Here is a 22,831-nt window from a genome sequence, read left to right as displayed (position 1 = left end):
ACCCATCCTTAACCATAACGGTTCATGAAGGAATTGGTGAAGATTGGCGCAATTCGTGTGCCTTCCTTTCACCAAGATTTGCCCCGAAAACGCCGCGAAACGGTGCATTCGGGGCTTGTCCCGCGAGCTTCAGGCTTCGCGCGATCGGACCAAAGGGATGCCATGGGCCAGCCGCCAGCGATGCCCGGAAAAATCTTAAGGACGTAGTCATGGAAAACATCGCACTCGCCGACCCGGGCGCGCATTTGTCGATATGGGCCTTGTTCATGCAGGCCGGCTGGGTGGTCAAATTGGTCATGATCGGCTTGCTCTGCGCCTCGATCTGGACCTGGGCGATCATCATCGACAAGCTTGTCGCCTATAGCCGCATGCGGATGGCGCTCAACCGCTTCGAGCAGGTGTTTTGGTCGGGACAGTCGCTCGAGGAGCTCTACCGCACGCTCGCCGACCGCAAGACCACCGGCATGGGCGCGATCTTCGTCGCCGCCATGCGCGAATGGAAGAAGAGCTTCGAGAAGGGCGCTAAATCGGCGCTGGCATTGCAGACCCGCATCGACAAGGCGATGGATCTCGCGCTGACCCGCGAGATGGAAAGGCTGGAGGGTCGGCTCGGCTTCCTCGCCACCACGGGTTCGGCCGCGCCATTCATCGGCTTGTTCGGCACCGTCATCGGCATCATGACCTCCTTCCAGGCGATCGCCGCCTCGAAGAACACCAGCCTGTCGGTCGTGGCGCCCGGCATCGCGGAAGCCCTTCTGGCGACGGCCATCGGCCTGCTCGCGGCCATTCCGGCCGTCATCGCCTACAACAAGCTGTCATCGGATGCGAACAAGCTCGCCGTGCGCATGGAAGGGTTTGCGGATGAGTTCTCCGCCATACTCTCGCGCCAAATCGATGAAAAAGTCGCGCAGAAGGCCTGAGGTACGATCATGGGTATGTCTGCTGCTAGCGCAGGTGGCATAGGGCGAGGCGGACGCGGCCACCGGCGGCGCGGTCGTCATCATGGCCTGATGTCGGAAATAAACGTCACGCCGATGGTCGACGTGATGCTGGTGCTGCTGATCATCTTCATGGTCGCGGCGCCGCTGCTCACCGTCGGCGTTCCGATCGACCTGCCCGACACGAAAGCCAAGGCGATGAATGTCGACACGCAGCCGATCACGGTGTCGATCAACGCGGCCGGCCAGATCTATCTGCAGGAAACCGAGATCCCGATCGAGGAGCTGGTGGCGAAGCTGCAGGCAATCTCGAAGACCGGCTATGACGAGCGCATCTTCATTCGCGGCGACAAGTCGACGGATTATGGCACCGCCATGAAGGTCATGGCCCGCATTTCGGCCGCCGGCTACAAGAACATCGGCCTGGTTTCGCTGCAGGAACAGGATCAGTAAACGCCAAATGCGGACCGGCCTCACCTCATCGGTCATCTTGCATGCGGTGGCGCTGGCCTTCGGGCTGTTCACGCTGTCCTCGCCGCCCGCCATGCCGGCTTCCGACGTGGAGTCCGTCGCGGTCGACATCGTGCCGATGGAAGCGATCGCGCAGACCCTGCAGGGCGACAAGAAAGCGGTCATGCATGACAAGCCGGCGCCGCTGCCGACCAAGCGCCCGAATATCGTCCCCGACGCGCAGAAGGTCGGCGAGAACAGCGTCGACACCGACAAGCCGGCGACGGACGAAGCCAAGCCGAAGCCGGTCGAGAAGACATCCGCGCCGCCCCCGGCGCCGACGCCGACCGAGAAGCCGGCGGTCGAGGACGTGCCGAAGCCGCAGGAAAAGCCGAAGCCGACCCCGGCGACCGAAGTCGCGCCGACGCCGACACCTAAGGAAGAGGTCAAGCCCGAGCCGGTCAAGCAGACGGAGCCGAAGCCGACACCCGCCAAGGAGCCGACGCCAGCGCCGCCGAAGGACACGACCGCCGCCATCCAGAAGGAAGAGGTCAAGCCGGACGCCGTCGCCGAGGCGATCGCCAAGGAGCAGCCGACCGAGGAGGCTAAGCTTCCGGACTCGGCACCTGCCCCTGCAGCGCGGCCAAAGCCGCAGCCCGCTCCCGCCGAAAGCGCCAAGGCGCCGGAGCGCAAGGACGCGGAAAAGCCGGTGAAGGAAGCTTCCTCGAAGCCGAAGTCGGATGAAAAGCAGTTCAACGCCGACGAGATTTCAGCACTTCTGGACAAGCAGAAGCCGTCGGGTGGCGGCGCCAAGCGCTCCACGCAGCAGTCGTCGCTCGGCGGCGAGAAGGATCAGGGCCAGAAGCTGTCCAAATCCGAGCAAGGCGCGCTCGAAGCTCAGCTCGGCGGCTGCTGGACGTTGCCCGTTGGACTGGAAGGTTCGGAGAACTTCGTCGTCGTGGTCCGGTTCAATCTCGATACCAACGGCAAGCTCGACGGCCGCCCGTCGGTCGAGCAGTCGAGCGGCAACCGGCAGTTCGACGAAAGCGCAGTGCGCGCGGTTCAAAAATGCGACGTGGCCGGCCTGCAGGTTCCAGCCGGCAAGCAGGATATTTGGAACGACATCCGGGTCACCTTCGACCCAAGGGAGATGCTTGGCCTATAGGCCTTGCGTCCGAACCACCAAAGAAGAGAAGCGAGAAGACATGAGATCTTTCCTCAAGCCGCTCCTGACGATTGCAGCCATGGCGCTGGGCATGACGACCGCCGCCACCTTGCCGGCCTGGTCGCTCGTCGAGCTCAACGTCAACAAGGGCAATGTCGAGCCGCTGCCGATCGCCATCACTGACTTCCAGTCCAATGGTGAGCTCGGCGCCCAGATCACGGAGATCGTCACGGCCGACCTCAAGCGTTCCGGCCTGTTCGCGCCGATCGACAAGAGCGCTTTCATCGAGAAGATCTCCGGCCCGGACGCCACGCCGCGCTTCGACGACTGGAAGGTGATCAATGCGCAGGCGCTGGTCACCGGCAGCGTCGGCAAGGAAGCCGACGGCCGTATCCGCGCCCAGTACCGGCTATGGGACACCTTCGCCGGCCAGCAGATGGCCGGGGAGCAGTTCTTCGCCAATGACGCCAATACCAGGCGCGTCGCCCATATCATCGCCGATGCGATCTACGAGCGGCTGACCGGCGAGAAGGGTTATTTCGATACGCGCGTCGTCTTCGTCGACGAATCCGGCGCCAAGAACGCGCGCAAGAAGCGTCTTGCCATCATGGACCAGGACGGCGCCAACGTCCGCTACCTGTCGGACGGCCGTTCGATCGTGCTGACGCCGCGCTTCTCGCCGAACCGGCAGGAAATCACCTACATGTCCTATGAGAGCGGACAGCCGAAGGTGTATCTGCTGCAGATCGAGACCGGACAGCGCGAGCTGGTCGGCAATTTCCCCGGCATGACGTTCGCGCCGCGCTTTTCGCCCGATGGCCAGAAGGTGATCATGAGCCTGCTGCGCGATGACGGCAACTCCAACATCTTCGCCATGGATCTGAGAAGCCGTTCGACCACGCGGCTCACCGACTCGACCGCCATCGACACCTCGCCCTCCTATTCGCCCGACGGCTCGCAGATCGTCTTCACCTCCGACCGCGGCGGCGGCAGCGGCCGCTCGCAGATCTACGTCATGGGTGCGGACGGCTCCAACCCGCACCGCATCTCGTTCGGCGACGGCGTCTATTCCACGCCGGTGTGGTCGCCGCGCGGCGACCTCATCGCCTTCACCAAGCAGTCGGGCGGCGAGTTCCAGATCGGCGTCATGAAGACCGACGGTTCGGGCGAGCGCATCCTGTCCTCCGGCTTCCAGCAGGAAGGGCCGACCTGGGCGCCGAACGGTCGCGTTCTGATGTTCTTCCGCGACTCCGCCGGCGGGCCGAAGCTGGTCACGGTCGATCTTACCGGCCGCAACGAGCAGCAGATCCCGACCTCGAACTTCGCCTCGGATCCGGCCTGGTCGCCGCTGCTGGAGTAGGCAGAGGAACGGAAGAATTTAAGAACGGCGAACTGAAGAACTGAGGAAAATGGAGGACCCGGGGCGCTGGTAAATTTCAGAGAGAAGCTGGCCTAATTTCTTCCTTCAATTCCTCAGTTCTTCAGTTCCTCAATTCCCCCTTTTTTCATGTTTTGGCCGCATTTCCGCCTACGGTCGCCGCGCATTGTGAGCCTAGCTAAATCGGCCGAGGACGGCGGCTCGAAACGAAAAATTAACCGTGTTTCTTGAATGCCGGTTAACCCAAACGTGGTTACTGGGTGATCAACGAAATCACTCGAATGCGAAGGAGAGGCGGCATGGGCCGTATCGCAGCACTTACCAGAAATCCGGCGATGATCGCGCTGGTGGCGGCTCTGGCCATCACCGGCTGCGCCTCGAAGAAGACGCCGAACAGCGCCGCCGATCTCGGCCTCAACGGCGCCGGCTCTGCCACGCCCGGCTCGGCGCAGGACTTCACCGTCAACATCGGCGACCGCATCTTCTTCGACACCGACTCCTCGTCGATCCGCGCCGACGCGCAGACGACGCTGTCGCGCCAGGCGCAGTGGCTCAACCAGTACAGGCAGTATGCCATCGTCATCGAAGGCCATGCCGACGAGCGCGGCACGCGCGAGTACAATCTGGCGCTGGGCGCCCGGCGCGCCGCTGCCACCCGCGACTTCCTGGTTTCGAAGGGCGTCGCAGCCAACCGCCTGAAGACGATCTCTTACGGCAAGGAACGCCCGGTCGCCGTCTGCGACGACATCTCGTGCTGGTCGCAGAACCGCCGCGCCGTCACCACGCTCTCGGGCGCCGGTTCCTGACGCGCCGCGCCGGAAATCGATATCAATTTTCGGAAACGCTCATAAGCGCCACAGCGTCCTTGGCGCGTCTGACGACGCGCGGCGCTGTGGGCGGCAAAAATACAACATCGCTGAACGAAAGGCGGCCTCCGAGCCGCCTTTTTCATATGCGACAGCTTGAAACAAAATTTGGCCGAAGTCTCGCGTCCTGCTAAGAGCGCGAGGGCGCTTTATCCCCCTCCGATTTGGAAAGGCGCATCGGGCCAACAGATTTTCACGGCGAGAGACATAATGCATTTCAGACCGGTCCTGAGCGGCACGCTTGCGCTGCTGCTCCTATCAAGCATCGCAGGCATCGCCGCACCGGCGGACAGCGGGCAAGCCTCGAACAGCGGCTTCACTTTCCATCTGCCGACGCTGGGCATTTTCGGCGACAAAAAGAAGACCGAGCAGGCGCAAGTCGCCCAGCAGGACGGCGCCGGCATGACCGGTCTGGAGGATCAGATCCGCCAGATGAACGGCAAGCTTGAGGAGCTCAATTTCCAGATCCTGCAAATGCAGGAGCAGATGCGCAAGCAGCAGGAGGACAACGAGTTCCGCTTCCAGCAGCTCGAAGGCGGCTCGCAGGGCGCGAAGCCAACGGGCCAAAAGAAGTCGGAGGCCGCGCCGCAGGACGGCAGCAGCGGCAACACGAATATGGGCGATGCTGGCGCCGGCGACAGCGGCACCGACACCAACGTCGCAACGGCTCCGGCGACGCAAGCTCCGGCCGGCACGGCTCCGCAGGACGGCGGCGGCAAGAGCGTCGGCGACGTCATCGTCGAGTCTCAGACCGGCGACCCGGGCAAGTTGATCACCGGCGCGCCGCCGAAGACCTTCGGCACCATCACCGTCGACAAGAACGGCAATGTCGTCAATGCCGACCCCGCCCCGCAGGCGGGCTCGCAGACGGAAGCTCCCGCGGCTACGGCAAACGCGCCTGCCGCGGAGACCGGCAGCAAGGCTGGCAAAGGCAAGTCCGGCGGCACGGTCATGGCCTCGCTGCCCTCGACCAACAATCCGGACGAGCTCTACCGCAACTCCTACCAATTCATCCTGTCGGGCGACTATCCCACCGCCGAGCAGGGTTTCCGCGACCATATCTCGCGCTTTCCCAAGGACGCCAAGGCGGCGGACGCGCATTACTGGCTGGGCGAATCCCTGCTTGGCCAGCAGAAATATCGCGACGCGGCGGAGGTTTTCCTGGCCGCCAGCAAGGATTATCCGAAGGCCAAGAAGGCGCCCGACATGCTGCTCAAGCTCGGCGTATCGCTGGTCGGCCTCAAGCAGAACGACGTGGCCTGCGCCACTTTCAACGAGATCGGCAAGCGCTACCCGGATGTTTCCGGCACGCTGAAGGAACGCATCAAGCAGGAAAAGGCGCTGGCCTCGTGCTAGCTTGCGTGTCGTTGTCCCAGAATCGGGACCGCTTTTGGACGACGCGCAGTGATGTTCGATACCGAGACTGACCTTTCGGATCGCCTTTTCCAAGACTTCGACTTCTCCCACGGCGCCGTTGCGGCCGTGTCCGGCGGCAGCGACTCGACCGCCCTTCTTCTTCTGCTCAAGCACCACCTCGACCGTACCCTGCCCGCGGCAAGGCTGCTTGCGGTGACGATCGATCATGGCCTCAGACCAAGCTCGGCAGCCGAAGCGCAAGCTGTCGCCCGGCTTTGCGCCGAGCACGGCATCGCGCATCGCACGCTCGGCTGGTCCGGCCGCAAGCCATCGACCGGCTTGCCGGCCGCCGCGCGCGAGGCGCGCTACCGGCTGCTGGCCGAGGCAGCCGAAGCGGCAGGCATCGGCGCGGTGGTGACCGGACATACCGCCGACGACCAGGCCGAGACCGTGCTGATGCGGCAAGTTCGTGAAGAGGAGGCCCGCGACGAGGATCCACGCGACGGCCGCGGGCTCGCCGGCATGGCGCCCGCCACGCTCTACGATTGGCGGGTCTGGATCGCCCGCCCGCTGCTCGCCACGCGCCGCGCGGCATTGCGGGAGATGCTGAAGCGTGGCGGCATCGGCTGGACCGAGGATCCGACCAATGTCGACCGGCGCTTCGAGCGGCCGCGCCTGCGCATCTCGCTTGCAGGCAGAGACGGCGAGGCGCGTTTCAAGGAAGCAATCGCGAAGGCCGGACAGGCAGCCGCCGAGCGCGAGAACCTCGGCCAGCGTGCGGCGGCGCTGATCGGCGCCTTCGCTAGCCAGCCGGCTCCGGGGCTCATCCGCCTCGATCGCGATTTCGCAAGTGGTGAGGATAGCGAAGCCGCCGTCTATGCATTTCGCATCCTGCTCGCCACGGTCGGCGGCGTCACGTTCCTTGTCGACGAGGCGCGTTGCCGGGCGCTGTTCGAGCATCTGCGGTCGGGGACGCTTTGCGCCACATTGTCGCGGACGGTGGTCGACGCGCGCCGCACCGGCGGCATCTTCCTCCACCGCGAGGCCCGCAATCTGCCCGCCGTTCCGGCTGCTGAGCAGGCCTTGTGGGACGGTCGGCGGAGGATCACATTGAGCGACAGGCCGAGCGGGTTGGTGATCGCGCCACCAGGTCTCGGCGCCGCCAAGCGATTTACCCCGGAAGGCGACGTTCCGGCGAGCTTGCTGCGCAAGGCGCAGGCCGCCGAGCCCGCGCTGTGGCGCGGCGGCGAACGCCTTGATTTGGCTGGCGGTGATGCCGCGCCGCCGGCGATGGCGATCGTCCCTGCGGTGTCGCCCTTCACCCGCTTCCTGCCGTCCTTCGATCTCCGGCCCGCTGCCGCCGTCGCCGCGCTGATCGGCGCGCCGCCGCTGCCGCCGTCGCCTTTTCGCGGCCATGATCGCGGCGGAGCATGGGCGAAAGCTTAACCGAGGCATGCTGTTCTGCTTGGCAAGGGGAGACGCTCTCCCTATGTTAGGCCCAAGCCTCCAATCATCATCGTGGGTCCGCGCGCGGACGCCAACAGGACAATAGATGAATCCGAATTATCGCAACCTCGCGCTCTGGGCGATCATAGCGGTCCTGCTCATCGCCTTGTTCAATCTTTTCCAGACGCCGCAGACGCGCGGCGCTTCGAGCGAGATTGCTTATTCGCAGTTCCTGCAGGATGTCTCTTCCGGCCGGGTCAAGAGCGTGACGATCGCCGGCGCCCGTATCTCGGGCAACTACACGGACAACGCCAACGGCTTCCAGACCTATTCGCCGGGCGATCCGTCGCTGGTCTCCAGGCTGCAGGACAAGAACGTCACCATCAACGCGCGGCCTGAAAGCGACGGTTCGAACTCGCTGTTCGGCTATCTGATCTCGTGGCTGCCGATGATCCTGATCCTCGGCGTGTGGATATTCTTCATGCGCCAGATGCAGTCCGGCTCCGGCCGCGCCATGGGCTTCGGCAAGTCGAAGGCGAAGTTGCTCACCGAGGCGCATGGCCGCGTCACCTTCCAGGACGTCGCCGGCGTCGACGAGGCCAAGGAGGACCTGGAGGAGATCGTCGAGTTCCTGCGCGATCCGCAGAAGTTCCAGCGGCTCGGCGGCAAGATTCCGCGCGGCGTGCTGCTGGTCGGCCCTCCCGGAACCGGCAAGACGCTGCTCGCCCGCTCCGTCGCAGGCGAGGCCAATGTGCCGTTCTTCACCATCTCCGGCTCGGATTTCGTCGAGATGTTCGTCGGCGTCGGCGCAAGCCGGGTGCGCGACATGTTCGACCAGGCCAAGAAGAACGCCCCCTGCATCATCTTCATCGACGAAATCGACGCCGTCGGCCGCCATCGCGGCGCCGGCCTCGGCGGCGGCAATGACGAGCGCGAGCAGACGCTGAACCAGCTGCTGGTCGAGATGGACGGCTTCGAGTCCAACGAAAGCATCATCCTGATCGCGGCCACCAACCGGCCCGACGTGCTCGACCCGGCGCTGCTCAGGCCGGGCCGCTTCGACCGCCAGGTGGTCGTGCCGAACCCCGACATCGTCGGCCGCGAGAAGATCCTCAAGGTGCATGTGCGCAACGTGCCGCTGGCGCCCAATGTCGACCTCAAGGTCATCGCGCGCGGCACGCCCGGCTTCTCCGGCGCCGACCTGATGAACCTGGTCAACGAATCCGCGCTGATGGCGGCGCGTCGCAACAAGCGGCTCGTCACCATGGCCGAGTTCGAGGACGCCAAGGACAAGATCATGATGGGCGCCGAGCGCCGCTCGTCGGCGATGACGCAGGCCGAGAAGGAGCTGACCGCCTATCACGAGGCAGGCCACGCCATCCTGGCGCTCAACGTGCCGACGGCCGATCCGCTGCACAAGGCGACCATCATCCCGCGCGGCCGCGCGCTCGGCATGGTCATGCAGCTGCCGGAAGGCGACCGCTATTCGATGAGCTACAAATACATGATCTCGAGGCTGGCGATCATGATGGGCGGCCGCGTCGCCGAGGAGTTCAAGTTCGGCAAGGAGAACATCACCTCCGGCGCCTCCTCCGACATCGAGCAGGCGACCAAGCTGGCGCGCGCCATGGTCACGCGCTGGGGCTTCTCCGACAAGCTCGGCCATGTCGCCTATGGCGACAACCAGGAAGAGGTCTTCCTCGGCCATTCGGTGGCGCGCCAGCAGAACATCTCGGAAGAGACCGCGCAGATCATCGACGCCGAGGTGCGCCGGCTGATCGACGATGCCTATTCCACCGCCAAGACCGTGCTGACCAAGAAGAAGAAGGACTGGATCGCGCTGGCCGAAGGGCTGCTCGAATACGAGACCCTGACCGGCGAGGAGATCAAGCAGCTGATCGCTGGCCACAAGCCCGCCCGCGACCTTGGCGACGACACGCCGCCCAGCCGCGGCTCGGCTGTGCCGAAAGCCGGCACCGGCGGCCGTCGCAAGAAGGGCCCCGAGCCCGAAGGCGGCATGGAGCCGCAGCCGCAGGGCTAAGGCTCGATCGAAAACGAAACATAAAAAACGACGCCGCGGCTCAGACCGCGGCGTTGTTGTTTGGGAGGTCACAGACGATTGGCGAGTCGCTCGCGGACCGCACCTGCAAGATCGGCGTCCGGCGCAAGCGCCAATCTTCCTTCTGGCTTATCACGCTTCTGGCCTCGCATGGCACCCCGAACCTCCCGCGCAAAACGCACGAAACTGTTCGCGATGTCTTCGCACACCTGTTCGCGATGTCCTCAGTCCATATAGGGGGAGATTGGTAGCTTCGCCGGCGGGGGTTCTTTTGCGGCGCCGATATGCCTCTTTAAGCGCGTCCAACGAAAAAGCCCGCGCATCTCGCGATGCGCGGGCCTTGGTCTTGGAGGTAAGCCCTGAGCGATCAGCTCTTCAGCTTGGCGTTGCAGAGGCTGTAGAAGCCGCCGCCCTTCTGGATCCACCGCAGGCCGTTCAGCGTGTTGGCGTCCTTGTTGGCATAGTACTGCTCGAGGCAGGTGTGCATGCGGGCCTTGGCCGGCGTCTCGTTGGCGAATTTCGGCGAGATGGCGGTCGGGAAGGTCACGCCCTTCGGCGCAGCCACGCTGGGCTTTGCCGGTTCCTTGGTGAAAGTCGCCTCGGTCGGAGCCGGCACGGTGTCGTCGTCGTCGCCGGCGCCGCATTCGGTCTTGCGGAAGTCATTCCACTTCATGCCGTTGAGCTTGTTGGCGGTCTTGGCAGCCTGGTATTTGCTGCTGCATTCGGCCATGGTCAGGCCCTTGGCCGAACCACCGTCAGCGGCGGTGGAAGTCTTGCTGGTGGCAGGTTTGGCGGTTGCCGCAGCAGCGGCGCCGGGGCCGCATTCAGCCTTGCGGAAATCGTTCCACTTCATGCCGTTCAGCGTGCCGGCCGCCTTAGCGGCCTGATACTTGGTGCTGCATTCCTTTGCGGTCAGGCCCTTGGCCGTGTCGTCCGAGGCAGCTGCCGTCTTTGCCTTCTTGGTGTCAGAAGCCTTGGTCTCGGTCGCAGCCTTGGTCTCGGTCGCAGCCTTGGTCTCGGTCGCAGCCTTGGTCTCAGTCGCCGCCTTGGTGTCGGTCGCCGCCTTGGTGTCGGTCGCCGCGGAAGCGTCGCTGCCGCACTGGGCCTTGCGGAACTGGTTCCAGGTCTGGCCATTGAGCGTTCCGGCGTCCTTGGCCGCGTTGTACTTGGTGCTGCACTCGGCCATGGTCAGCGCGTTGGCCGGCGCCGCCAGGAACAGGGTTGCGACGGCGATGCCCGTCAATGTTGCAAGTCTATGAATAAGCATGGCGTTTTTCTCCCTTGCTGCCGCCAAATGGTGCCTATACCAAATCAATAGCTCTCAACTTCGGGCTGCGCCAGATGCTTCCCGCGCGGATGCCCTCACAAAGTGTGTTCCTGCCGACAAGGTGCTAAATTGCTGGCGCTCGGTTCGAGCAAATAAGGTTTTCCCGGGCGGAAAAGCTGTCTGGGCTTCTATATTCCCGCTACAACGAGAGGTCGTGGCAGGCTGCCGAATCACTTGACCGGTCTGCGACAATGATTTTCTAAGGAATGGTAATATATAATCACGAAACGTGATGATCGGATGCGGCCCAATTGTGGCAATACGGGCGGCTGAAACCGACGGGGACTTTGGCAGGTATGGCAGGGCAGTATTTCGGCACCGACGGCATCCGCGGACGCGCCAACAAGTTTCCCATGACGGCCGAGGTGGCCATGCGGGTGGGTATGGCCGCCGGCCTTTCTTTCCAGCGGGGCAACCATCGGCACCGCGTCGTGCTCGGCAAGGACACGCGGCTTTCCGGCTACATGATCGAGAACGCGATGGTGTCGGGCCTGTGCGCCGCCGGCATGGACGTGTTCCTGCTCGGGCCGATTCCGACACCGGCGGTCGCCATGCTGGTGCGCTCGCTGCGCGCCGACATCGGGGTAATGATCTCGGCCTCGCATAACCCTTATTACGACAACGGCATCAAGCTGTTCGGCCCCGACGGCTATAAGCTCTCCGACGAGATCGAGGAGCGCATCGAAGGCATGCTCGACAAGGACATCGAGTTGTCGCTTGCCGATTCCGACGGGCTGGGGCGCGCCAAGCGCGTCGACGGCGTCCACGACCGCTATATCGAATTCGCCAAGCGCACGCTGCCGCGCTCGATGTCGCTTTCCGGGCTTCGGATCGTCGTCGACTGCGCGAACGGCGCCTCCTACAAGGTGGCGCCGGAGGCGCTGTGGGAGCTCGGCGCCGAGGTGGTCGCCATCAATGTCGAGCCGAACGGCTTCAACATCAACAAGGAGTGCGGCTCGACCCATCCGGCCGGCCTGCAGAAGAAGGTGCACGAGGTGCGCGCCGATATCGGCATCGCGCTCGACGGCGACGCCGACCGTGTGGTCATCGTCGACGAGAACGGCGCCATCGTCGACGGCGACCAGATCATGGCGCTGATCGCCGAGTCCTGGCACCAGAGCGGGCGGCTGGCCGGCGGCGGCGTCGTCTCGACGGTGATGTCCAATCTCGGTCTCGAGCGTTTCCTTGGCGACATGAAGCTGCAGCTGCACCGCACCAAGGTCGGCGACCGCTATGTCGTCGAGCACATGCGCGCGCATGGCCTCAATGTCGGCGGGGAGCAGTCCGGCCATATCGTGCTGTCCGATTTCTCGACCACCGGCGACGGCCTGGTTTCGGCGCTGCAGGTGCTGGCCTGCATCAAGCGGCAGAACCGGCCGGTCAGCGAGCTGTCGAAAAAGTTCGAGCCGGTGCCTCAGCTTCTGAAGAACGTCCGCATCTCCGGCGGCAAGCCGCTGGAGGAGGCGCCGGTCAAGGCAGCCATCGAGGAAGGGCGCAACCGCCTGGGCAAGGCCGGCCGCCTCGTTATCCGGCCGTCCGGCACCGAGCCGCTCATCCGCGTCATGGCCGAAGGCGACGATCCGCAGCTGGTCGAGGCCGTCGTCAACGAGATCGTCGGTATCATCTCGGATACCCGCAGCGCCGCCTGATCGCCGCCGCAAAGCGGACGATCGCATCTGCAAGCCCGCCGCCAGGCGGGCTTTTTCGCGCGCGCGCAACACCCCCGGACAACGGAATACCCTCTAAAATTGTAGGCATTCGTGGTTAATCGGTACGGTTAAACGGCTTTTAACCTTTGCAATTCATTATCCACGCCGAGGTTCATCTTCGGGCGATGTCGTCCCGAGGCTTCTTAGGGGTGACAGCATGTTCGATACCGCAAGAATGGCACTGTTTGCCGCGCTGTTGGCGGGAGTGGCCGGACCGGCCCTCGCCGCCGACCTCGGGGAACCACCGCCGGTGGAGGAAGCTCCGCCGCCGCTGGTCGAGGCTCAGCCGATCGACGTCGGCGGCTGGTATATTCGCGGCGACATCGACTACCACAAGTCGACCTTGCGCGGCATCGACTACATTACATACGGGCCACCGCCCGGCACCAACGATTTCGATTTCGGCAAGCTGAAGGGCGGCTTCTCCCTCGGCGGCGGCGTCGGCTACAAGATCAACGATTACTTCCGGACCGATCTAACGGCCGACTATTGGTTCAAGTCGGACTTCAACGGCCAGACCTCGGACCTCGTCACGACATCAACCGAGGTGTCAAGGATGAGCGCGTTGCTGCTGTTGGCCAATGCCTATGTCGATATCGGCACCTATCACGGCATCACGCCTTACGTCGGCGCCGGCATCGGCGGCGCGCACGTCAAGTGGGACACGGTCCACGACCCGAACACCACAGAAACCAACCCGGGTTCGTCCAACTGGCGCTTCGCCTATGCGCTCATGGCCGGCGCTTCCTACTGCCTGACCGACAGGGTGATCCTCGACGCTGGCTACCGCTTCACTCACATCCAGGGCGGGCGCATGTTCGAGTTCGATTCGACGAGTTCCGGGCCGGGGTTCGACCACGGCATCAACACGCATGAGGTGCGCGGCGGTCTGCGCTACCAATTCGGCGGCAACAATGGGTGCGCTACACCGGTGGCCTACCAGCCTGAGCCGGAGCCGATCTACACCAAGTAGCCGCTTCGAGATCCTGAAATTCTGCCGATCGCCCGGCGCCAGTCGGGCGATTTTCTTTTGTGGGTGGCCGGTAAAACAGCATCGAAATCAATTCGGTAACTCCCTGTTATCCTTAACCGGCACTTAACCACTATGGTTAACAATGCTCCTGAAACGGCAGCTGTGCTCGCGTTCGCGACTGGTGCCAATCTCAGGAGCCGGGGACCATGACATCAAAATCGCGTATCGCACTGGCGCTCGCCGCAATCGTGCTGATGCCGGCGACACAGGCGGTGTCGGCCGACTACGATCCGCCGATCTATGTCGACCAGGCGCCGGACTATCAGCCGGTCGAGGTAGGCTCCGGCTGGTACCTCCGCGGCGACGTCGGCTACGCTTTCAGCCACCCGTTCAAGCATGAGGAAACCTCGTCGGGACCGCTCAATAGCTTCAGCGATGAGTCCAGCTTGTTCAGCGGCAGCATCGGCATGGGCTATCACGTCAACGACTACCTGCGGGTCGAGTTGAACGGTGGAATCCTGCCGACCGACAAATTCGCCGCCCATGACAGACTGGGAGCCACCTGCGACGGGCACACGCTTGTGGACGACGGTTTCGGAACGATCAATTCCGTTGCGACCAGCCAGGCCTGCGACCTTTCCGACAACGCTTCCAACAAGGGCTACAGCATCATGGCCAATGGCTATGTAGACCTGGGCACCTATGTCGGGCTTACGCCCTATATCGGCGGCGGCATCGGGCTCGCCTACAACAAATACTACAGAAGCATCGGCGCGCGCGACTGCGTGGAGGTTCCTACGAACAGCGCCGGCACCGGCGGATTTTTCTGCGACGATCCGGCCGGCTATGAAGGGCAGACCGATACTGCGGCAAAGTTCAATCTGGCCTATTCCATCGGCGCAGGGCTCTCTTACCAGGTCACGAAGAACGTTTCGGTCGATCTCGGCTACGAATACTTTTCCGTCCCAGCGGCGAAATACGTCGCCTATGATGGTGGCGCTTTCAATATCCGCAAGGGCATTGACTATCAGACGGTCAAGCTCGGGCTGCGCTACGATCTTTGGTGAGCGAGAGAACTCGGAAATTGCCGGCGGATCGAGCGGTCCGCCGTTCTTTTTCGTTTCCGGCGCGTGGTGCCGTGAGACAAATATCCCGACAGCGACAAAAACTTTGCTCTTGACGCCGAAAGCCTGAAAGCATATCGCCGTCCGTGGGCCACCCCTCCCCAACGAGGGGCCACTATCTGGAAGGATAGACCACGATGACGACGCTTACCAAGCCCGGACTCCGTCCGGCAAACCCCAATTTCTCCTCAGGTCCCTGTGCAAAACGCCCCGGCTGGTCGGTCGAGGCGCTGGAAGCTGCTGCGCTCGGACGCTCCCACCGCGCCAAGATCGGCAAGGGCAAGCTCGAACAGGCGATCGAGCTGACGCGCGAAATCCTCAAGGTCCCGGCCGGTTACCGGATCGGCATCGTGCCGGCATCCGATACCGGCGCGGTCGAGATGGCACTGTGGTCGCTGCTTGGCGAGCGCGGCGTCGACATGGTCGCCTGGGAAAGTTTCGGTTCCGGCTGGGTGACCGATGTCGTCAAGCAGCTCAAGCTCGCCGATGTGCGCAAGTTCGAGGCCGGCTACGGCGTGTTGCCGGATCTGACGCAGATCGATTTCGATCGCGACGTGGTCTTCACCTGGAACGGCACGACCTCCGGCGTGCGCGTGCCGGACGGCGATTTCATTCCGACCGACCGCAAGGGACTCACCATCTGCGACGCCACCTCGGCGGCGTTCGCGCAGCGGCTCGACTTCGATAAACTCGACGTCGTCACCTTCTCCTGGCAGAAGGTGCTGGGCGGCGAGGGCGCGCACGGCATGCTGATCCTCAGCCCGCGCGCCGTCGAGCGGCTGGAAACCTACAAGCCGGCCTGGCCGCTGCCGAAGATCTTCCGCCTGACTTCCGGCGGCAAGCTGATCGAGGGCATCTTTAAGGGCGAGACCATCAACACGCCGTCGATGCTGTGCGTCGAGGACTATCTCGATGCGCTTCAATGGGCGAAGTCGATCGGCGGCCTGGAAGCGCTGATCGCCCGCGCCGACGCCAACGCCGCGGTGCTGGACCGGTTCGTGGCCAGGTCGTCGTGGCTCGGCCATCTGGCCGTCGATCCGGCGACGCGCTCAAACACTTCCGTGTGCCTGTCCTTCACCGATCCGGACGTGGCGGCGCTCGATGCCGACGGTCAGGCGGCTTTCGCCAAAGGTATCGTCTCGACGCTCGACAAGGAAGATGTCGCCTACGACATCGGCTCCTACCGCGATGCGCCGCCCGGCCTTCGCATCTGGTGCGGCGCGACCGTCGAGACCTCCGATCTCGAAGCACTGCTGCCCTGGCTCGACTGGGCCTTCGCCATGCAGAAGGCGTCGCTGAAAGCGGCCGCCTGAGTCATTCGCGGCGGCCTTCGGGCCGCCGATCCCAAACGGATCAATCCCATTCTTCAAGGAGGCCGCCATGGCGCCCCGCGTTCTCGTCTCGGATAAACTTTCAACCACCGCCGTGCAGATCTTCAAGGACCGCGGCATCGAGGTCGACTACCTGCCCGATCTCGGCAAGGACAAGGAAAAGCTTCTCGAAGTAATCGGCCAGTATGACGGCCTCGCCATCCGCTCGGCGACCAAGGTCACCGAGAAGCTGATCAATGCCGCCACCAGGCTCAAGGTCGTCGGCCGCGCCGGCATCGGCGTCGACAATGTCGACATTCCGGCGGCGAGCCGCAAGGGCATCATCGTGATGAACACGCCCTTCGGCAACTCGATCACCACCGCCGAGCACGCCGTTGCGATGATCTTCGCGCTGGCGCGCCAAATCCCGGAGGCCAACGCCTCGACCCATGCGGGAAAATGGGAGAAGAACCGCTTCATGGGCGTCGAGATCACCGGCAAGACGCTGGGCGTGATCGGCTGCGGCAATATCGGCTCGATCGTCGCGACGCGCGGCGTCGGCCTGAAGATGCATGTCGTGGCTTTCGATCCGTTCCTGTCGGACAGCCGCGCTGAAGAGCTCGGCGTCGAGAAGGTCGAGCTCGACGAGCTTTTCGCGCGCGCCGACTTCATAACCTTGCACACGCCGCTGACCGACAAGACGCGCAACATCATCGATGCGGCCGCGATCGCCAAGATGAAGGACGGCGTGCGCATCATCAATTGCGCGCGCGGCGGGCTGGTCGTCGAGGCCGACCTGGTCGCGGCACTGAAGAGCGGCAAGGTGGCCGGCGCTGGCGTCGATGTTTTCGAGGCCGAGCCGGCGGAGAACAATCCGCTGTTCGGCATGCAGAATGTCGTGGCAACCCCGCATCTCGGCGCCTCGACCACCGAGGCGCAGGAGAACGTTGCGCTGCAAGTGGCCGAGCAGATGGCCGATTACCTGATCAAGGGCGCCGTTTCCAACGCCATCAACATGCCGTCGATCACCGCCGAGGAAGCGCCCCGACTGAAACCCTTCGTCAAGCTGGCCGAGGTGCTCGGCGCCTTTGTCGGCCAGGTCACCGAAGATCCGATCAAGGAGGTGGAGATACTGTTCGACGGCTCGACCGCGACGATGAACACGCGCGCGCTGGTGAGCGCCACTCTTGCCGGCCTGATCCGGCCGCAGGTCTCCGACGTCAACATGGTGTCGGCGCCGATCATGGTGAAGGAGCGCGGCATTATCGTCGCCGAGGTCAAGCGCGACAAATCTGGCGTCTTCGACGGCTACATCAAGCTCACCGTCAAGACCGAGCATATGACGCGCTCGATCGCCGGGACCTGCTTCTCGGACGGCAAGCCGCGCTTCATCCAGATCAAGGGCATCAACCTCGATGCCGAGGTCGGCCAGCACATGCTCTACACGACCAATGCCGACGCACCCGGCATCATCGGCCTGCTCGGCACCGTCTGCGGTGAGAACGGCGTCAACATCGCCAACTTCCAGCTCGGCCGCAACCGGCCGGGCGGCGATGCGATCGCGCTGCTCTATCTCGACGCACCCTTCCCGGAAAGGGTGCTCGATCAACTGCGGGCGCACCAATCGATCGATTCGGCCAAACCGCTGCACTTCGATGTCGGCGCCGCCTGAAAGATCATGCCCCGCATGCTTCGGCATGCGGGGCATTTCTTCTACAGAACGGCCCTGCTGCCACTGTATTCGGCCAGCGCGATGCCTCCGAGCACGAGCGCAAGCGCAAGACCCTGATAGAATTGGAACTGCTCGCCGACGATCAGCACCGAAAGCAGGGTGCCGAAGATTGGCACCAGATTGATGAACAGTCCGGCGCGATTGGCGCCGATCAGCTCGTTGCCCTTGATGTAGAAGATCTGCGAGACGACGGACGCGCCGAGCGCGGTGTAGAACGCGACCGCCCATCCTCGCGCGTCCGGGACGATGACGCGGCCCGCCGCCACTTCCCAGACAAAGAACGGCACCGAGGTCAAAAGCGCGGCGAGCGACAGAGCCAGCATGAAGCTTTGCCAGCGAACGGCCGGCTTCAGGCGCAGCCCCACCGAATAGAGGCTGTAGCAGAGGACCGCGACCAGCATGATGGCGTCGCCGAAATTGAGCTCGAGCTTCAGCAGCTGACCGAGGTCGCCATGGCTCGCGGTCAGGGCGACGCCGAGGATGGTGAGCGCGACGCCGACGATCTGCAGGCGCTGCACGTGCAGCCTAAACAGCACGAAGTTGGCGAGGATGATGACGATCGGTATGGCGGCCTGCTCGATCGAGACATTGATGGCGGTCGTGTAGTTCAGCGCCGTGTAGAAGATGACGTTGAACACCGTGAAGCCGCAGGCGCCGAGGCCGGCGACCAGCAGCCAATGCCGGCGCAGTTCAGGCCAGTCCTCGCGAAACGTCCGCCAGCCGACGGGCAGCATGATCAGCACCGCCAGCACCCAGCGCAGGAAAACCAACGTCATCGGCGACACATGGCCGACGGCAAGCTTGCCGGCCACGGAATTGCCGCCCCACAGCAGCATGGTGGAGAGCAGGAACAGATAGGCGGCTCGATGCATCGCTTAATCCTGGACCGGCAGGCGCGGTGGAAGAAGGATGCCGGCCTATTGCGATGGCGAGGCCAAGTAAATGATGCGAAAGCCGGAATTTGTTGTGCCTGGTTTGTTGTGCCCTGGGTGGTTTCGGGGACAAAGAAGGGGTCGCATCGGCCTGCACATGAGGCTATAGAGGCCTGTCGTTTCAAGCCGCCAAGGCGGCATCTCAAGGGAAAAGAACATGGCCAATGTGGTGGTCGTCGGCTCGCAGTGGGGCGACGAAGGCAAGGGCAAGATCGTCGACTGGCTGTCGGAGCGCGCCGACGTGGTCGTGCGCTTCCAGGGCGGCCACAATGCAGGTCATACCCTGGTCGTCGACGGCAAGGTCTACAAGCTTTCGCTCTTGCCGTCCGGCGTGGTCAGAGAGGGCAAGCTGTCGATCATCGGCAACGGGGTGGTCTTCGATCCGCACGCCTTCGTCGCGGAAACAAAGAAGCTCAAGGAGCAGGGCGTGGAGGTGACGCCCGAACGCCTGAAAATCGCCGAAAACACCGCGCTTATCCTGTCGCTGCACCGGGAGCTGGACGGGTTCCGCGAAGACGCCGCCTCGAATTCCGGAACCAAGATTGGCACGACCCGCCGCGGCATCGGCCCCGCATATGAGGACAAGGTGGGCCGGCGTGCGGTGCGGGTGATGGATCTGGCGGATTTGGAAACGCTTCCCCTGAAGGTCGACAGGCTGCTCACGCATCATAATGCGCTGCGCCGCGGGCTCGGCCATCCGGAAGCGACCCAGGAGGCGATCATGCAGGAGCTGACCTCGGTGGCCGGCGAGATCCTGCCTTACATGGACCGCGTCTGGAAGGTGCTCGACGACAAGCGCCGCGCGGGTGCGCGCATCCTGTTCGAGGGCGCGCAAGGCACGCTGCTCGATATCGACCACGGCACCTATCCCTTCGTCACCTCATCCAACACCGTGGCAGGGCAAGCGGCCGCCGGCTCCGGCACCGGCCCCGGCGCGATCGGCTATGTGCTCGGCATCACCAAGGCCTATACGACGCGCGTCGGCGAAGGGCCGTTCCCGACCGAGCAGAAGAATGAGGTCGGCGAGTTCCTCGGCACGCGCGGCCACGAATTCGGCGTCGTCACCGGCCGCAAGCGCCGCTGCGGCTGGTTCGACGCCGTGCTGGTGCGCCAGGCGGTGGCCGTCAACGGCATCAAGGGCATCGCGCTCACCAAGCTCGACGTGCTCGACGGGCTGGACGAGATCAAGGTCTGCACCGGCTATCGCCTCGATGGCGAGTTGATCGACTATCTGCCGGCCAGCCAGGGCGCCCAGTCGCGCGTCGAGCCGGTCTATGAGACGCTCGAAGGCTGGAAGGGAACGACGGCCGGCGCCAGGAGCTGGAACGATCTGCCGGCGCAAGCCGTCAAATATGTCCGCCACATCGAGGAGCTGATCGGCGCCCCGGTTGCACTGCTTTCCACCAGCCCGGAGCGGGACGACACGATACTTGTGACCGATCCGTTTCAAGACTAGTTTCACAGCGCTTCCAGGCGCTACGGCTGATTTGCGGCCGGCCCGGGAAAGAATTGCAGGTCGACTGACGCATGGCAGATTTCGTTGGTGTTCTGAAAAAACAGCTTGCGAAGCACAGCGAGCCCTCGCCCGAGTTGCGCAAGCGGATTTACGAGAATGCTCGTGAGATGCTGGCGAAGAAACTCGCGAACTATTCTCCGCCGTTGTCGGCCGAGGTCATCAGCAAGCAGAAACGTTCGCTCGAAGATGCCGTCGCCAGCGTCGAGCGCGAGTATGCCAAGCCTGCTCCGGCGCCCAAGCCGGCTCCAGCGGAAGATCCCCTGGCGGAGCTGGAACATATTTTTTCCTCGATCGACCGCAACAAGAACCAGCCGAGCCACGTCCGGCAGCCGTCGGTGGCGAAGCCCGAACCTGCCAAGCCGGAGCCCTTCAAGCCGGAGCCCTTCAAGACGGCGCCCGCACCGGCGCCGGTGAAGGCGGAACCGAGCTGGCAAGGCGCAGCAAAGACGGAACCAAGCTGGCAAGGGGCAACGAAGACTGAGCCCGGCGGCTGGCACAAGGTGCCCGCGGCACCGCCCCCCATGCCCTCGCCGCGCGAGGACGATGTCGGCCTGCCCGGGATGAACGCCGCCGAACCGGACGAGGACAGCGATGTCTTTGCCAATGACGAGCAGCCGGCCGATACTTTCCAGCGGCTGCGGCCTGCGCCGCGCAAGCGCAGCTATGGCGGGCTGATTGCTGCCGTTGTCGCATTGCTGGTGCTGGCCGGCGGCGGGTACGGCGTTTGGCTGAACAAGGATGCGTTCAGCTCCATACTCGGCTTGAAGGGCGGCAGCAGCCAGACCGTCTCGACCGAGCCTCTGGTCAAGCCTGCCGCCCCGACAAAGCCGACCGCCGAGACGGCGGCCGCGCCGCCGGCTGCGGGCAATAACGCGGCTGCAGCCAATGAGCCGGCCGAAACAGCGAAATTCACCCAGCGGCTGACGCCCGAGGGCAAGGAAGTAGATCCTGGTCCGGCCGGCGGCCAGAGCACCATCGGCGAGGGCGAATCCGTCGCCGCGCTGACCACGCCGCCGCCAGCCGCGCCTGGGATGACGCCGGCGCCCGCCGCCGGCACGCCGCCCGCCGCGCCAACTCCGGCCGCGACCCCGCCCGCCGCCGACACTCCGCAGGCTGCGCAAACCCCGCCCGCGAGCCCGCCTGCCGGGACCACGCCGTCGGCGCCCACCGGTGCCGCCGCCAATCCGCCCGCGCCGGTCGCCGGAACCACGCCTCCGGCCGCGGCGGCCACTCCGCCTGCCGCTGGCACGACTCCGCCACCCGCGTCCGGGACTGCGCCTGCGACGGCCCAAGCGACCGTGCCGGTCGGCCAGAAAGCGATCTTCTATGAGGAGCGCACCAGCACGCAGCAGGGCACCGCCGAGCCCGGCAGCATCGTCTGGTCGCTGGTGCAGGAATCGCCGGGCGGCGACTTGCCGCCGGAGCCGGCGATCCGCGCCGAGGCGACGATACCCGGCAAGGACATCCAGCTGCGCATGACCATCCGGCGCAATACCGACCAGACGCTGCCGGCCAGCCACATCATCGAGATGATCTTCCTGACGCCGGAAGGGTTTGACGGCGGCGGCGTCGACAACATCCTGCGCATCGCCATGAAGAGCTCGGAACAGGACGCCGGCAGCCCGCTGATCGGCATCCCGGCCAAGATCGCCGACGGCTTCTTCCTCGTCGCCCTCAACGACACCAAGGCCGACGAGGACGCCAACCTGACGCTGCTCAGGGGGCAGGCCTGGATCGACGTGCCGGTGGTCTACAAGACCGGACGCCGTGCCCTGCTCACCATGGAAAAGGGCATTCCGGGCGAGAAGGTTTTTGATGAGGCGCTGAAGGCCTGGGCGACGAAGACGTCCGGTTGAGGCCGAGCGGCTCAGAAGCCCTGAAACAGCATGTCGAGCGCTGCAACGATCTCGTCGTGATGCTTCGCGAGGTTGAAACGGTTTTCCCGAGTTCCGTCGCAGCCACCGTAGCGATCAGATGGGTGGCCATGACCAGCTTGCGTCCATTGAATTCGAAGACCGGGTGCAGCTTCCGCATTGGCGGCGGCGCCGACGCGAGGGGCAAAAGCGGAACGACGACGCGCGTCTTGAAATTGTCGAGCAGGTCGGATTGAACCTCGAGGAGGTAGCCGCCTTCGATGCCGCTGGCGGCAAAGGCGTCATAGCGCGCCATCAGAACTGCCTATGCTCCTTGAGCGGAACGCCGTACGTGTCGACATACTCGTTCCAGGCATCCATGGTGGCGCGGTTTTCGAGCTTCCACAGCCGCGTTTTCTCGGCTGCCTCAGCTTCTGCGATCCCGGCTTCGGCGGCACGAGATACATTCACGTTGAGCCCCTTGGCTTCCTTCATGAGCTGTGAATCGATCGATAGATTTGCCGGCTGGCGGACCGCATTTGCGGCAATCTTGCGCATGATAGCCTCCGCAACATGCGTATAGAATATGCGCATCGCGCGAGTGCTGCAATGGATAGCTTGGACCAGCGCGACCTTCGCGACCGGACCGGCATGGCAAATTCGCCCTCAAATGCTATAGTCGCGCAAGCGGCAGGTC

Annotated in this window: 19 protein-coding genes; 15 read left to right on the top strand and 4 right to left on the bottom strand. The window is 64.1% G+C overall.

The features are described from left to right. The first annotated feature begins 209 nt into the window (after positions 1 to 209). The 8 genes from tolQ to ftsH all read left to right on the top strand — a co-directional run bounded on the left by tolQ (position 210) and on the right by ftsH (position 9,640). Positions 210 to 920 (top strand): protein TolQ, encoded by a 711-nt coding sequence (tolQ, locus tag A9K66_RS02960; RefSeq protein ID WP_067001789.1) that lies wholly within the window; start codon positions 210 to 212, stop codon positions 918 to 920. Between the two features lie 9 nt (positions 921 to 929). Continuing rightward, on the top strand, positions 930 to 1,391 hold the full coding sequence (tolR, locus tag A9K66_RS02955) for a protein TolR (RefSeq protein ID WP_067319458.1): 462 nt from the start codon (positions 930 to 932) through the stop codon (positions 1,389 to 1,391). Between the two features lie 7 nt (positions 1,392 to 1,398). Continuing rightward, the gene (locus A9K66_RS02950; protein WP_067319456.1) at positions 1,399 to 2,553 is read left to right on the top strand and encodes a TonB family protein; all 1,155 of its coding nucleotides are present in this window, start codon (positions 1,399 to 1,401) and stop codon (positions 2,551 to 2,553) included. A 79-nt stretch (positions 2,554 to 2,632) separates the two neighbouring features. Continuing rightward, positions 2,633 to 3,913 carry a Tol-Pal system beta propeller repeat protein TolB gene (tolB, locus tag A9K66_RS02945; RefSeq protein WP_245307372.1) on the top strand — a complete coding sequence of 427 codons (1,281 nt, stop codon included), beginning with the start codon at positions 2,633 to 2,635 and terminating at the stop codon, positions 3,911 to 3,913. Between the two features lie 317 nt (positions 3,914 to 4,230). Beyond that, positions 4,231 to 4,737 (top strand): peptidoglycan-associated lipoprotein Pal, encoded by a 507-nt coding sequence (pal, locus tag A9K66_RS02940; RefSeq protein WP_067001802.1) that lies wholly within the window; start codon positions 4,231 to 4,233, stop codon positions 4,735 to 4,737. A 270-nt stretch (positions 4,738 to 5,007) separates the two neighbouring features. Next, the gene (ybgF, locus tag A9K66_RS02935; RefSeq protein ID WP_067319452.1) at positions 5,008 to 6,153 is read left to right on the top strand and encodes a tol-pal system protein YbgF; all 1,146 of its coding nucleotides are present in this window, start codon (positions 5,008 to 5,010) and stop codon (positions 6,151 to 6,153) included. Positions 6,154 to 6,204: 51 nt separating this feature from the next. Continuing rightward, positions 6,205 to 7,599 carry a tRNA lysidine(34) synthetase TilS gene (tilS, locus tag A9K66_RS02930; protein WP_067319450.1) on the top strand — a complete coding sequence of 465 codons (1,395 nt, stop codon included), beginning with the start codon at positions 6,205 to 6,207 and terminating at the stop codon, positions 7,597 to 7,599. Positions 7,600 to 7,705: 106 nt separating this feature from the next. Further along, positions 7,706 to 9,640, top strand: a complete 1,935-nt coding sequence (gene ftsH / locus A9K66_RS02925; RefSeq protein ID WP_067001810.1) for an ATP-dependent zinc metalloprotease FtsH — start codon at positions 7,706 to 7,708, stop codon at positions 9,638 to 9,640. A 385-nt stretch (positions 9,641 to 10,025) separates the two neighbouring features. Here ftsH and A9K66_RS02920 read toward each other — a convergent pair whose 3' ends face one another. Continuing rightward, positions 10,026 to 10,925, bottom strand: a complete 900-nt coding sequence (locus tag A9K66_RS02920; protein ID WP_067319448.1) for a hypothetical protein — start codon at positions 10,923 to 10,925, stop codon at positions 10,026 to 10,028. A 356-nt stretch (positions 10,926 to 11,281) separates the two neighbouring features. Here A9K66_RS02920 and glmM point away from each other — a divergent pair, with 356 nt between their 5' ends. The 5 genes from glmM (at position 11,282) to serA (ending at position 17,773) form a co-directional block, all read left to right on the top strand. Then, entirely contained in the window at positions 11,282 to 12,634 is a 1,353-nt protein-coding gene (gene glmM, locus A9K66_RS02915; RefSeq protein ID WP_067001816.1) for a phosphoglucosamine mutase, read from the top strand. A gap of 217 nt (positions 12,635 to 12,851) precedes the next feature. Then, entirely contained in the window at positions 12,852 to 13,667 is an 816-nt protein-coding gene (locus A9K66_RS02910) for an outer membrane protein (protein ID WP_067319446.1), read from the top strand. A 206-nt stretch (positions 13,668 to 13,873) separates the two neighbouring features. Beyond that, positions 13,874 to 14,734: an outer membrane protein gene (locus A9K66_RS02905; RefSeq protein WP_067319444.1), complete on the top strand. Its 861-nt coding sequence runs from the start codon at positions 13,874 to 13,876 to the stop codon at positions 14,732 to 14,734. 194 nt (positions 14,735 to 14,928) lie between these two features. Next, a complete protein-coding gene (locus tag A9K66_RS02900) occupies positions 14,929 to 16,104 on the top strand; it encodes a phosphoserine transaminase (RefSeq protein WP_067319442.1) in 1,176 nt (391 codons plus the stop codon). A gap of 67 nt (positions 16,105 to 16,171) precedes the next feature. After that, positions 16,172 to 17,773: a phosphoglycerate dehydrogenase gene (gene serA, locus A9K66_RS02895; protein ID WP_067001828.1), complete on the top strand. Its 1,602-nt coding sequence runs from the start codon at positions 16,172 to 16,174 to the stop codon at positions 17,771 to 17,773. A 41-nt stretch (positions 17,774 to 17,814) separates the two neighbouring features. Here the strand turns inward: serA and A9K66_RS02890 are convergent, their stop codons facing one another. Continuing rightward, the gene (locus A9K66_RS02890) at positions 17,815 to 18,705 is read right to left on the bottom strand and encodes a DMT family transporter (RefSeq protein WP_067319440.1); all 891 of its coding nucleotides are present in this window, start codon (positions 18,703 to 18,705) and stop codon (positions 17,815 to 17,817) included. A gap of 217 nt (positions 18,706 to 18,922) precedes the next feature. On the opposite strand from A9K66_RS02890, the gene A9K66_RS02885 reads away from it, so the two are divergent. Both A9K66_RS02885 and A9K66_RS02880 read left to right on the top strand, forming a co-directional pair. Further along, on the top strand, positions 18,923 to 20,221 hold the full coding sequence (locus A9K66_RS02885; RefSeq protein ID WP_067001833.1) for an adenylosuccinate synthase: 1,299 nt from the start codon (positions 18,923 to 18,925) through the stop codon (positions 20,219 to 20,221). 71 nt (positions 20,222 to 20,292) lie between these two features. Continuing rightward, entirely contained in the window at positions 20,293 to 22,137 is a 1,845-nt protein-coding gene (locus tag A9K66_RS02880; protein ID WP_067319437.1) for a hypothetical protein, read from the top strand. Here A9K66_RS02880 and A9K66_RS29020 read toward each other — a convergent pair. Together A9K66_RS29020 and A9K66_RS02870 are read right to left on the bottom strand one after the other, a co-directional pair. Then, complete coding sequence (locus A9K66_RS29020) at positions 22,058 to 22,450, bottom strand: CcdB family protein (RefSeq protein WP_245307359.1); 393 nt, start codon at positions 22,448 to 22,450, stop codon at positions 22,058 to 22,060. The genes A9K66_RS02880 and A9K66_RS29020 overlap by 80 nt on opposite strands. After that, complete coding sequence (locus A9K66_RS02870) at positions 22,450 to 22,692, bottom strand: type II toxin-antitoxin system CcdA family antitoxin (protein WP_067319696.1); 243 nt, start codon at positions 22,690 to 22,692, stop codon at positions 22,450 to 22,452. Before A9K66_RS02870 ends, A9K66_RS29020 begins: the two co-directional genes overlap by 1 nt. Positions 22,693 to 22,831 lie beyond the last annotated feature (139 nt).

The organism is Mesorhizobium sp. AA23 (assembly GCF_001672435.1).
Classification (GTDB): Bacteria; Pseudomonadota; Alphaproteobacteria; order Rhizobiales; family Rhizobiaceae; genus Mesorhizobium.
This window is presented reverse-complemented; position numbering and strand designations above follow the sequence as displayed.

What these genes read in the sequence shown, in the direction of transcription:
- A9K66_RS02885 (WP_067001833.1), top strand. Translation starts at nt 18,923, where the DNA reads ATGGCCAATGTGGTGGTCGTCGGCTCGCAGTGGGGCGACGAAGGCAAG.
- tolQ (WP_067001789.1), top strand. Translation starts at nt 210, where the DNA reads ATGGAAAACATCGCACTCGCCGACCCGGGCGCGCATTTGTCGATATGG.
- tilS (WP_067319450.1), top strand. Translation starts at nt 6,205, where the DNA reads ATGTTCGATACCGAGACTGACCTTTCGGATCGCCTTTTCCAAGACTTC.
- A9K66_RS02870 (WP_067319696.1), bottom strand. Translation starts at nt 22,692, where the DNA reads ATGCGCAAGATTGCCGCAAATGCGGTCCGCCAGCCGGCAAATCTATCG.
- pal (WP_067001802.1), top strand. Translation starts at nt 4,231, where the DNA reads ATGGGCCGTATCGCAGCACTTACCAGAAATCCGGCGATGATCGCGCTG.
- A9K66_RS29020 (WP_245307359.1), bottom strand. Translation starts at nt 22,450, where the DNA reads ATGGCGCGCTATGACGCCTTTGCCGCCAGCGGCATCGAAGGCGGCTAC.
- A9K66_RS02905 (WP_067319444.1), top strand. Translation starts at nt 13,874, where the DNA reads ATGACATCAAAATCGCGTATCGCACTGGCGCTCGCCGCAATCGTGCTG.
- A9K66_RS02880 (WP_067319437.1), top strand. Translation starts at nt 20,293, where the DNA reads ATGGCAGATTTCGTTGGTGTTCTGAAAAAACAGCTTGCGAAGCACAGC.
- glmM (WP_067001816.1), top strand. Translation starts at nt 11,282, where the DNA reads ATGGCAGGGCAGTATTTCGGCACCGACGGCATCCGCGGACGCGCCAAC.
- A9K66_RS02920 (WP_067319448.1), bottom strand. Translation starts at nt 10,925, where the DNA reads ATGCTTATTCATAGACTTGCAACATTGACGGGCATCGCCGTCGCAACC.
- tolR (WP_067319458.1), top strand. Translation starts at nt 930, where the DNA reads ATGGGTATGTCTGCTGCTAGCGCAGGTGGCATAGGGCGAGGCGGACGC.
- A9K66_RS02910 (WP_067319446.1), top strand. Translation starts at nt 12,852, where the DNA reads ATGTTCGATACCGCAAGAATGGCACTGTTTGCCGCGCTGTTGGCGGGA.
- A9K66_RS02890 (WP_067319440.1), bottom strand. Translation starts at nt 18,705, where the DNA reads ATGCATCGAGCCGCCTATCTGTTCCTGCTCTCCACCATGCTGCTGTGG.
- A9K66_RS02900 (WP_067319442.1), top strand. Translation starts at nt 14,929, where the DNA reads ATGACGACGCTTACCAAGCCCGGACTCCGTCCGGCAAACCCCAATTTC.
- tolB (WP_245307372.1), top strand. Translation starts at nt 2,633, where the DNA reads ATGGCGCTGGGCATGACGACCGCCGCCACCTTGCCGGCCTGGTCGCTC.
- serA (WP_067001828.1), top strand. Translation starts at nt 16,172, where the DNA reads ATGGCGCCCCGCGTTCTCGTCTCGGATAAACTTTCAACCACCGCCGTG.
- A9K66_RS02950 (WP_067319456.1), top strand. Translation starts at nt 1,399, where the DNA reads ATGCGGACCGGCCTCACCTCATCGGTCATCTTGCATGCGGTGGCGCTG.
- ftsH (WP_067001810.1), top strand. Translation starts at nt 7,706, where the DNA reads ATGAATCCGAATTATCGCAACCTCGCGCTCTGGGCGATCATAGCGGTC.
- ybgF (WP_067319452.1), top strand. Translation starts at nt 5,008, where the DNA reads ATGCATTTCAGACCGGTCCTGAGCGGCACGCTTGCGCTGCTGCTCCTA.